Here is an 11088-nt window from a genome sequence, read left to right on the forward strand (position 1 = left end):
TATATAACTTAGCGACTCAGGCTCTTCAACGGCGCAAAGCGGGTCGCCATGATAATCAACACGACCACGCCAACGGTCATAATCATCCAAGCCTGCTCCAGACCCGCCGTATGCTGGCGTATAAACCCAGCGAGTAACGGCATCAGGCTGGCGAGGATGTAGCCACCACCTTGTACAAAGCCCATTAACGAACCGGTTTTATGTGGTTCAGTCACCTGATCCAATGCCACGATTAGCGACAGTGGGAATAGCGCCCCAATCCCAATTCCCAGCATAATAATGATGGGGTACGTAAACGTCAGCGGAGCCACAATCAGCCCAATCATACCCACCAGCATCACAAACAAAATAGGAAGCAGCAGTTTGCGTCGATCGGGAAAACGGTTGATGAATGTTGACACCAGCAGGCCAGAAATCACCTCCGTCAGCGTTAATCCGCCCAACATCAGGCCGCTTTGCGTCGCATCTAATCCCAGTTGCATGTAATACGGCGGCAGCCATGCTAGCACCAGAGTATACGCCCCCGTCCCAATGCCGAAGAACACCATCAGCAGCCAGTCCATTCCGCTTCTACGCGTGGCTAAGACGATCGTCGCATCCTGCTTCGCCGTATACACTTTAGGGATACATCGCCAGGCCACTGCCGCAACCAACGCCACAATTCCCCAGCATGCCAGCGCACTTTGCCAGCCCCATGCGTTTGCCAGCGGAGAAACCGAGGAAGCTGCAAACGCCGCCCCAGTCATAATCGCCGTGGTATAAAAGCCCATAAGGAGGCTGCTATGGCGACCAAAGTGGAGTTTGATAAACGACGGCACCAGCGCCTGAATCAAGGCAATCCCGATCCCTGCAAGCGCCGCGCTAACTAACAGAGCAATGCCACTATTCAGCCACCAGCGGGCACTACATGCCAAAGCAATCACCACGATACCCAGCGTGATTCCCCGATATTCTCCAAGGCGCGCCTGCAACTGACCGCCATATAGCGCACACCACCCCATAGCGAACACAGGAAGTGTGGTTAACATACCTGCCATGCTGTCATCCAGACCCGTTGCAGCCTGAATCTGATTCAGCAACGGGCCAATGCCCGCCAGTACAGGCCGTAAATTCAGTCCCAATAGAATAATTGTGAAGAACAGAAAAGCCCGCGTGCGGGCCGTTGATGTCACTACCATGTATAACCTCAATAACTTAAGCAAGTCACTGCTATCTAATTATCATTATCTTCACATAAAGAATCTTAACGTCAAGATAAAATATGATGACAGACTGATACAGCATGCATTTGCCTATGCCAGCAACCGCAACTGGATATCGAGCACTTGGAAAGCGACCAGATAAATTACTGGTGGAATTCGTTGCTGGCTGAGATGAACAGCCATAAAAAAATCCGCCCTAAAAAGAGCGGATTCTTTCGACACAGCTAACACCAAGGGTAAAATACCCTATACGGTTAGATTAGAAGCGGTAACCTACGCCAACAGCCCAAGCACCAACATCAACACTGCGGATACGGCTTTGTTCGTAACCAACATCCAGAGCAACATCCTGGATTGGGTTGAACTGAACACCAGCACCATAGGTGAAGCCATAATCGTCATTGCTGGAGTTGCTCTGGCCGCTGGTAGCGTTGTTTGTTACTTTACCGTGGCTAAGACCAATAACACCGTACAGGCTTGCCCAGTCATTCAGACGGTAAGCAGGACCAGCAGTGAAGCCCATGTATTGGCCTTTGGTGTAGTCGCTACCATCACTACCATTTTTTTCCAGGTAGGTGAATGAGCTAATAACGCCCAGTGGGTTATTATCTTGCTCATAACGATATTTCAGGTTAAAGCCTTTAACTTTATTTTGTACGCCCTGAGCATCACCTTGAGCATAGCCTGCAGTTACAGTACTTTGACCAGCAAATGCAGAACCTGCGCCAACGGCTAATACACAAGCCAGAGCGGAAAGACACGCGATTTTTTTCATATTTACAGCCTCAAATTCATTTTATGAAAGACTAACTAACGCAGTAAATATAACAAAGAAGTTCGGAGTTTGCCGCCCTATAAATATTTATCAAACAGCCTTTAGATGTAACAAATATTGTCAAAACCAATCTATCACTCTAATTATATTGAATTTTTTATTGTGACAGTTAGATTAAAAATAAATTCACCATAGGGTGCTAAAACAGACAATTCTGAATTTCCCGCTCAGTTTGTACGCTAATAGTATTGAGCAGAAACACGTCAGTTAAATGATGCGTAAATAAAGGTCAATTCATATCAGACAAATTGTTTACAATTGGATATAATAGCAACGGAATGTTATACCTGTTTTAAGGCCAAAAGAATGACCTTATTTTCCCACCGTTCGTCATCATTCGTCCCTGTATTGCTCATCGTTATCTCGATGCTTTCTATCCAAAGCGGCGCCGCTCTGGCCAAAAGCTTGTTTCCACTCATCGGGGCCACTGGCGTCACGGCATTGCGTCTGGGAATCGGGACGATCATTCTGTGCATCATCTTCAAACCGTGGCGCATGCGCTTTAGCAGCAACCGCCTGCCGCTGCTGGTTTATGGCATTACGCTGGGTGGCATGAACTTTCTGTTCTACCTTTCATTGCAGACGGTGCCACTCGGCATTGCTGTTGCATTGGAATTCACCGGCCCACTTGCCGTTGCTATGTTAGCCTCACGCAGACCTGTTGATTTTCTATGGATTTTTCTGGCCGTTGCCGGGTTGTGGTTCTTATTGCCGCTGGGCCACAATATCGGCAACGTTGATTTAACGGGTGCCGCTTGCGCCGTGGGTGCGGGTGCTTGTTGGGCGCTCTATATTCTGTTTGGACAAAAAGCAGGTGCAAACCATGGGCCAGGCACCGTCGCCGTCGGGTCCTGTATTGCTGCGCTGATCTTCTGCCCTATCGGTGCGTATTACGCGGAGAGCACGCTGTTCTCGTTCTCAATACTCCCACTCGGCATTGCCGTCGCCATCCTGTCCACCGCGCTCCCCTACTCTCTGGAAATGGTCGCCTTAACCCGTCTGCCCGCCAGAACGTTCAGCACGCTGATGAGCATGGAGCCCGCTATTGCCGCCCTATCCGGGATCCTTTTCCTCGGTGAGCATCTGGCATTTATACAGTGGATGGCGCTTATGTTTATTATCATCGCGTCAATAGGCGCAACACTGACAATAAAACCAGCGGGCGCGGCCAAAGCGACAACTCAAGCAGAATGAGTACGTATTTCCTTGGGAAAGTGTTGCAGAAAGGTTTCACATTCCCGAGGAGAACGCAGCGTAATAAAGCGAATATGGCGATAGCGAGGGTCAGCTAAATCTGCCAAATACCGTTTTCGGTTTCCTGAATACGTTTTTATTGTCCAGAGGATAATCGAATTTCGACTAAAGAAACTGCGGAGAAAAGATTCTTTATTACCGGTACCACTCCAGAGTTCCTCTTTGCGCCATGCCCGAAGATAGGCGCGTCTTACTGCCTGAAAAAGCGTACGGGTAAAGCAGTAATCGACCCAAATCACGACATCAACATTGCGCCATTTAATATCGCGCGTTCGATTATAGTTGCCATCCAGCACCCAACTGTCTGGTTCCAATGCGCTTTCAAGTCGTTGAAAGAAATCGGCATCCGTTCTTCCTTGCCAGCCACTCAGCCAAAACAACGCATCCATTTCAACGTAGGGCGCATACAACTTTCCAGACAAACGACGAGCGAGCGTAGATTTCCCACTTCCGCTGGTACCAATAATATTGATTTTCATTATTCATAACGCCCTTTAATAACACATAATATGCTTTAAGATAAAACTAGAGAATAATAACTATTTTCACCTAAGCAGTAATGATGTTTATCAAGATGTGAGGTTGTGTTGCTGGACAATATAAAATATTTTCTTACATCATCATTTTCACATTATTGATATCGGATAAATCCTGACCACAAATAACCACAATATCGTTATGCTATAGCTATCCATTTGATAGGTGATTCTTTGCAATATTAATTTTTACCACTGCTATAATTAGTCACGTTGAACAGTCAAGTTATGAAATTAAAAAGAGGATAACTATTATGTCTACCGCCAAACTCGTGAAATCAGCACCGTCCGAACTGCTTTACACTCGCAATGATTTGGACGATAGCGTTAAGACCTCGACGATCGCGCTGTTAAACCAACTGGTTGTTGATTTTATCGACCTGTCGTTGATTACCAAGCAAGCACATTGGAACATGCGCGGTGCAAACTTTATCGCCGTTCATGAAATGCTGGATGGCTTCCGCACCTCGATTATTGACCATCAGGACACCATCGCCGAGCGCGTTGTGCAGATAGGTGGTATCGCACTGGGTACCGTGCAAATTGTGGGTAAACAAACTTCACTGAAAAGTTACCCAACCACGATCCATAGCGTTCAGGATCATCTGAAAGCGCTGGCAGAACGTTATGCGATTGTCGCGAACAATGTACGCAAGGCCATTGGTAAAACGGAAGATGAAGCCTCTGCGGACATTCTGACCGCCGCATCACGCGATCTGGATCAGTTCCTGTGGTTCATTGAATCCAACATCGAATAATCGATACTATCTTCCCGCGTGAGTTCCAACGAACGCATTTAAGGCTGCTTAGGCGGCCTTTTTATTTATCGAGAAACACACTCAAGCCGCCCTCTTTTTTCGTGCTATCCGCACAAACCACGCATTTTATCCGTTAAGACGCTCAAAAAATTAGCTTTTGCCTCCATTAATTGGCCATAACGCTAATCAACGGTTGTTTCCCTCGTATAAATCAGTTAATCATAACAGCGCCTTGCCTGGGCGAATCGGAGATGAAAATTTCACCGCCTGCAGGGTAATAAAATAAAAACAACAGGTTAAGCACAACGCATGATAATTGACCTAATGTTCTAATGGGTGTCACTTTCGTACTATGCTTAAAACGCCTGTAAAACAAAAAGCTCCCACAACTGCTAAATAGGAAGGATTTGATGAAATCACTACTTAAGGCCTCTTTGGCTGCATTGACGCTGATGATGAGCGTATCCAGCTATGCCGCTGAGAAAGAATTGATTGTCGCAACAGACACCGCTTTCGTCCCTTTTGAATTCAAGCAAGGCGACAAGTACGTCGGTTTTGACATCGACCTCTGGGATGCTATCGCTAAACAGCTCAATCTGAAGTACACCCTGAAGCCAATGGACTTCGGCGGTATTATTCCGGCCCTGCAGACACGTAACATCGATCTGGCGCTCGCAGGCATTACCATTACTGACGAGCGTAAAAAAGCAATCGATTTCTCTGACGGTTATTACGACAGCGGCCTGCTGGTGATGGTTAAAGCCGACAACAATGATATCAAAGGCGAGCAGGATTTAGCCGGTAAAGTGGTTGCGGTGAAGAGCGGCACGGGTTCCGTTGATTACGCGAAAGCCAATATCAAAACCAAAGATCTGCGCCAGTTCCCGAACATCGACAACGCCTATATGGAACTGGGCACCAGCCGTGCTGACGCCGTGCTGCACGACACACCAAATATTCTCTACTTCATCAAAACCGCAGGCAACGGCCAGTTTAAGGCGGTAGGTGATTCCATTAAAGCCCAGCAATACGGCATCGCGTTCCCGAAAGGCAGCAACGAGCTGCGTGAAAAAGTGAATGGCGCCCTAAAAACACTGCGTGAAAACGGTACATATGCTGAGATCTACAAGAAGTGGTTTGGCGTAGAACCTAAGTAATTGCCGATTTAATCTGGAGATATTCCATGCAGTTTGACTGGAGTGCCATTTGGCCTTCTCTGCCCCTCCTGATGGAAGGGGCAAAAATGACGTTGTTGATTTCTGTTCTGGGTCTGCTTGGCGGCCTGGTGATTGGCGTAGTCGCGGGTTTTGCCCGCGCCTACGGCGGCTGGTTTTCCAGCCGCATTTCGCTCGTTTTTATTGAAATTATTCGCGGTACCCCCATTGTTGTGCAGGTGATGTTTATTTACTTCGCCTTGCCGATGATTTTCACATCCGTGCGGATTGACCCTTTTGCCGCCGCTGTGGTTACCATCATGATTAACTCTGGTGCTTATATCGCGGAAATTACCCGTGGTTCGGTATTATCAATTCATAACGGCTTTCGTGAAGCGGGTCTGGCGCTTGGACTATCTCGTAGCGCGACGTTACGTCACGTGATTGCTCCACTCGCCCTGCGTCGCATGCTGCCGCCGCTGGGTAATCAGTGGATTATCAGCATCAAAGATACCTCACTGTTTATTGTCATCGGCGTGGCTGAACTCACGCGTTCGGGTCAGGAAATCATCGCGGGCAACTTCCGTGCGCTGGAAATCTGGACTGCGGTTGCCATTATTTACCTGTGCATCACGCTGGTTCTCAGCTTTATTCTGCGTCGTCTGGAAAGAAGACTTAAGATTATATGATTGAATTTAAAAACGTATCCAAACACTTTGGCAAGACACAGGTCTTACACGATATCGATCTCACTATCAATCAAGGTGAAGTTGTCGTTATCATCGGGCCTTCAGGCTCGGGTAAATCCACGCTGCTGCGCTGCATCAATAAGCTGGAAGAGATTACCAGCGGTGAATTGATTGTTGACGGCCTCAAAGTGAACGACCCTCGCGTTGATGAGCGTTTGATCCGTCAGGAAGCAGGGATGGTATTCCAGCAGTTTTATCTGTTCCCGCATCTTACCGCGTTGGAAAACGTCGCGTTCGGCCCGATCCGAGTGCGCGGTGCGAGTAAAGCGGAGGCTGAAAAACTGGCGCTGGAATTGTTGGCGAAAGTAGGTCTGTCAGAACGCGCGCATCACTACCCTTCCGAGCTTTCCGGTGGACAACAGCAGCGTGTGGCAATCGCCCGTGCGCTGGCAGTCAAACCGAAGCTGATGCTGTTTGATGAGCCGACGTCTGCACTTGACCCAGAGTTGCGTCATGAAGTGCTGACCGTAATGAAAGATCTGGCCGAGGAAGGCATGACGATGGTGATCGTCACCCACGAAGTAGGCTTTGCGCGTAAGGTGGCTTCACGCCTGATCTTTATTGATAAAGGCCGCATCGCAGAAGATGGCGACCCGGAAACGCTGACTACAAATCCACCCAGCGATCGCCTGCGTGAATTCCTGCAACACGTATCCTGATCAACAAGGGGGCTTTCGCCCCCTTGTTCTTTTCAGCCTTATACCGGTGAGCGCGGATATTCCCGTTCAATAAACGCGGCAAAATCCTGACACATTTTCTCATCACCCTGCGCATTATCCGCCAGCACACGGCTACCATCGACGACCTGGATACGAGCAGACAGATCGAAATCTGCTTCAGGCTGAGGACGACGAGCGGCCTGTGCCATCGTGCCTTCCGCCTGTTTCCAGGCTTCATCCACCGTCAGGTTACAAGCCTGTGCCAGATAGGCGGGATTGAATCCTTCACCTGTCAGACTACGCAGTGTATCGTCATGGCTCACGCTATTACCCGGTAACCAATAGTGCTGCGCCAGATCGGGACCAATAGCCGGGTTGTCTGTCAAATAGCCATCGCGTTGCAGGAAGTAGCTCCGCGTCTGCTCCACCGCCATCAGCGCCAGCAGATAGCCTTGATAAGAACACGCCGACTCCATAGACAGCAGATGTGGAATCGCTAACGTTGGACGTGGGCTACCGCTGGTGCCCAAAATACGCTGCTCGGTGTCGCGGGCCAGTTTTGTCATCGCTTCTGGCGTACGCGCCTCGTCATCCCACGAATAGAGCTGCCACTCAAAATACGGCACCAGCAGGATGTGTCGATCGTTGAAGGCTCGCATCGGCTGCTGAGTACTGATATCCGCGCGGATCAATTCGTCAGGAATCGTCTCTCCTTGCGCATTCTTTGCATAGCGTTTTAGCCAATCAGCATCGCCCAACAAACTGTCGCAGAACATGGATTGTGTTTCGGCATAGGCCATCGACGTTGGCGGAAACTCCTGTGAAAAACAGGGAGCATTCTGCTTAATATTGGCAAAGTGCGCGGCGTGTCCACCTTCATGGAACAGCGTATTAATACCGCTGGCACCGCTGCCAATTTGATCCGGTTTTGCCAGACTGGTGAAGTTAATCCGCGCAGGAACCCATTTTCCTTCCTGCACAAACGGCGGCACCGGACCGTGCATAAAACCATTCTCGTATTTACCTTTGCGCACCAGCAAATCGAGCTGCATTTCTGCGCCATTAAACCCGATACGCAAACGCTTGAAGCTGTTGATCCAATGTTCAAGCGACGCAGAGAATGGGAAATAAGGATCGAGCTGGCGCGTCACATCACCCGAGCTAGAATAGCGAATATTCCACGGTTGCAGCGCATCTTCCCCCTTTTCATTCGCCAGATTTTTCAGGCTACGAGCTGTCGCTTCACGGGTCTGCTCTTCGAAGGGATCGAGGATGGCAAAAAGCTGCTCCGGCGTCATCCGCTCCGTCTTGTTGACCTTATAGTCAAAATAGTTGCGGTAGCCCATCTGGCGGGCAAAGCGGTTACGCAGTGAAATCAGCTCAGGAAAACCGTTCTGCAACAACCACTGCTCCAGAGAACGTAGCGCCTGCTGAGAACTCTGACGATAGGCTTCGGTATCATTGGTCGCCTGATTGGTCAGCAGTTCTCCGAGCGAGGCAGAAACGCGTTCGCCCTTAGCATCCAGATGCGTCATCTCATAAGATTTACGCTTAGCGTATAGCGCGCTTTCTGCCGCAATAATCTCGTCCATCAACGCCTGAGCCTGCGGATCTTCAATCACGTTACAGTCGAAAAACCGGTACCAGCCCTGCAAGCCATGTAACAATGCCTGCTGCTCATCACGCGGGCTGTTCTCCAGTGTTGCAATGTGGGCACGCAGTTCGGCCAAACGCTGCGGTTGCGAAATGAAACGCTTATACGCACTCTCTGCGGCGGAGAAACGCTCAGACACCTCATCGTTACCCGTTCCCATGTACAGTTGCCAAAACAGTTCTTCTTTCGTCTGATGGACCGCGAGATAGTCACGATTCAATGCATTAAAATAGTCCGCTACCTGTTGCATGCTATTCCTTCTCTCTTCAAATGACAGCCGTCTGGCTGTGTGAAGTGGCGCGATAATCCGCGTCCGAATCCGCCCCGGCAAACCGATCAGCCAAGGCGCTTCTTAATCGTTGCGACAGCCTGTTCCATTGTCGCTGCTTCACCAGCAGCAACCAGACAGCACGCCAGTTGCAGACGAATCGCCTGCGGTATAGCAATTTCACCGGTCAGGCACTGCACCGTCCAACGCGCCGTGGTTGCGGCATCCTTGGCAATAGGCAGCGCATCGGGTGCAACGCTGATATCCTGACGAAGTTGCAGCACGTTAGTCTGTTGCTGATGAATGAAATGGATTTCCGGGCAGCGCTGCGGGTTGGCATAAACCTCCCCTTCAGTGCCGTGCATCAGAAGCGCGCGCCCATTGATATCATTAAAAAATGTCCCCACACGGGAAACGTATTCAGGGTGGGACACGCTAGCGACGCGCAGCGCCTCGCTTTCACCAAATGGCGTCGCCACCTTGGCCAGCGTATGACTACTGTTACGTACCCCCATACGCCAGCGTAACTGTAGCTGACGATCGATGACTGGGCACAGCACAGAGACGGGAATAAATACCGGACTGCCGTTATCAATCTCGCGCTGAGCCTGTTCGGCACTCTCTGCAATCGTCACGCCGAGATTACGCAAAATTTCAGCACTGGTAACACGGGTCGGATCGTCGCTTACGCCATGCACGACTACCGGAAAACCCAGTTTTGCCAACAGCAGTGCCAACAGTGGCGTCAGGTTAGCCTGCTTGCGCGCGCCGTTGTAGCTCGGAACCACGATCGGCATAGGGAAGCCTGCAGGTGGATTCAGGCGCAGCACATGCTCGTCCATCGCCTGATAAAAGCCCAACATCTCAGCCTCGGATTCGCCTTTGATGCGAAACGCAATCAATAACCCGCCGAGCTCCAGATCTGGCACGTCACCGCGCAGCATCGCGCTATACAGTTGATAAGCCGTTGCCTGATCGATATCGCGCGCATGATTTTTCCCGCGCCCCACTTCTTTGATAATTTTGGTGTAATCCATGCTGGCCTCTCATTTTCGGCGACCTAGTAAAGAACTTATCAATGAAAATAACATGTTTGCTGAGGTTCTGGTCACTCTGGCGCAGAGGAAATTGCTATTAGGCCGCTTTTAATTGATGACAGAAACGCTGTCATTTCTCCGCGCGGGGAAGTACTTGTAGATGGTTTTTCTGATACGCCGACGACATTTGCCACCTGAAGACGGGTAGCACCTGTCGCTAACATCGCTTCGGCTCGGAAAAGTACATCCTGTGTCATCAGCCATTTGCGCCCACCGATGCGCCCCTGCAACCGAGCGGCATCAAGACCAGCCCGCGTACGTTCGACAATCAATTCACGCTCACAAATACGAAACGCCAGTAGAATAGCATTACTGTAGTCATAACCAGACTTTAAATAAAAACAAATGAGATTTAAAGGCAGCACTGAAATTAGAGTTACATCTAAATAAACTAATATTAAAAATAACTCATTTAATTATTCTATCGTTAACTCATAAACAAAATATTTCGTTGGTACAATTGATAGCAGTGTAGCAACAACATCATGGGCTCATTATTTTAAAAAAATATACGGTAGTTCTTTCGCCAAAAGGAAACCAAGTGGTGACGAGTAATCCTAACAACTGTAGCTAAGAGCCAGTACAGAACCCCGATCGATGACTAGGTTTTATAGAAACTCAAAAAATTAATTGATATTTTTAATTATGGTAATTCACAGCCAGTTTACGCTTCCACATGGTAGCTATTAAATATTTATTCATAATTAACGAATGATATACTTTCTCACCCTGAAAATGAGACGTTTTTTACATAGGAAGAGATCCAAAATTTCATCCTGAAGATTTAATCACAGCCTCAGAGAAAGAAATGATAGATATTTTTTGAAAAACCAATAGCCAATAGCCAATAGCCAATAGCCAATAGCCAATAGCCAATATGGTTATATCAAAAGTGCAGCCAGAAAAGGCCGCACTTCTAGTT

10 protein-coding genes and 1 pseudogene are annotated in these 11088 nt (G+C 48.9%); 5 read left to right on the plus strand and 6 right to left on the minus strand.

Annotated features, from left to right (window positions below):
- Positions 1-8 precede the first annotated feature (8 nt).
- Together A0G03_RS03250 and ompX are read right to left on the minus strand one after the other, a co-directional pair.
- Entirely contained in the window at positions 9-1178 is a 1170-nt protein-coding gene (locus A0G03_RS03250) for an MFS transporter (protein WP_048260759.1), read from the minus strand.
- 283 nt (positions 1179-1461) lie between these two features.
- Positions 1462-1977 carry an outer membrane protein OmpX gene (ompX, locus tag A0G03_RS03255; protein ID WP_048260761.1) on the minus strand — a complete coding sequence of 172 codons (516 nt, stop codon included), beginning with the start codon at positions 1975-1977 and terminating at the stop codon, positions 1462-1464.
- Positions 1978-2343: 366 nt separating this feature from the next.
- Between ompX and rhtA the strand changes: the two genes are divergently transcribed.
- Positions 2344-3231, plus strand: a complete 888-nt coding sequence (gene rhtA / locus A0G03_RS03260) for a threonine/homoserine exporter RhtA (protein WP_048260763.1) — start codon at positions 2344-2346, stop codon at positions 3229-3231.
- On the opposite strand, the gene A0G03_RS03265 is transcribed toward rhtA, so the two are convergent.
- Positions 3219-3770, minus strand: a complete 552-nt coding sequence (locus A0G03_RS03265) for a P-loop NTPase family protein (RefSeq protein WP_048260765.1) — start codon at positions 3768-3770, stop codon at positions 3219-3221. The genes rhtA and A0G03_RS03265 overlap by 13 nt on opposite strands.
- A 311-nt stretch (positions 3771-4081) precedes the next feature.
- Between A0G03_RS03265 and dps the strand changes: the two genes are divergently transcribed.
- The 4 genes from dps to glnQ all read left to right on the plus strand — a co-directional run bounded on the left by dps (position 4082) and on the right by glnQ (position 7147).
- Positions 4082-4585, plus strand: a complete 504-nt coding sequence (gene dps, locus A0G03_RS03270) for a DNA starvation/stationary phase protection protein Dps (protein WP_005972672.1) — start codon at positions 4082-4084, stop codon at positions 4583-4585.
- A 410-nt stretch (positions 4586-4995) separates the two neighbouring features.
- A complete protein-coding gene (glnH, locus tag A0G03_RS03275; protein WP_048260766.1) occupies positions 4996-5742 on the plus strand; it encodes a glutamine ABC transporter substrate-binding protein GlnH in 747 nt (248 codons plus the stop codon).
- A 26-nt stretch (positions 5743-5768) separates the two neighbouring features.
- Entirely contained in the window at positions 5769-6428 is a 660-nt protein-coding gene (gene glnP, locus A0G03_RS03280) for a glutamine ABC transporter permease GlnP (protein WP_005972676.1), read from the plus strand.
- Positions 6425-7147 (plus strand): glutamine ABC transporter ATP-binding protein GlnQ, encoded by a 723-nt coding sequence (glnQ, locus tag A0G03_RS03285; protein WP_048260768.1) that lies wholly within the window; start codon positions 6425-6427, stop codon positions 7145-7147. Before glnP ends, glnQ begins: the two co-directional genes overlap by 4 nt.
- Before the next feature lie 38 nt (positions 7148-7185).
- On the opposite strand, the gene A0G03_RS03290 is transcribed toward glnQ, so the two are convergent.
- The 3 genes and pseudogenes from A0G03_RS03290 to A0G03_RS03300 form a co-directional block, all read right to left on the minus strand.
- Positions 7186-9051: a M3 family metallopeptidase gene (locus A0G03_RS03290; protein ID WP_048260771.1), complete on the minus strand. Its 1866-nt coding sequence runs from the start codon at positions 9049-9051 to the stop codon at positions 7186-7188.
- 86 nt (positions 9052-9137) lie between these two features.
- Positions 9138-10106: a DNA-binding protein YbiB gene (gene ybiB / locus A0G03_RS03295; RefSeq protein ID WP_048260773.1), complete on the minus strand. Its 969-nt coding sequence runs from the start codon at positions 10104-10106 to the stop codon at positions 9138-9140.
- A 108-nt stretch (positions 10107-10214) separates the two neighbouring features.
- Positions 10215-10453 (minus strand): annotated as a pseudogene (locus A0G03_RS03300) (helix-turn-helix domain-containing protein); the annotation flags it as partial.
- Positions 10454-11088: the final 635 nt, after the last annotated feature.

Source organism: Pectobacterium peruviense, assembly GCF_002847345.1.
In the GTDB taxonomy this organism is placed as follows: Bacteria; Pseudomonadota; Gammaproteobacteria; order Enterobacterales; family Enterobacteriaceae; genus Pectobacterium; species Pectobacterium peruviense.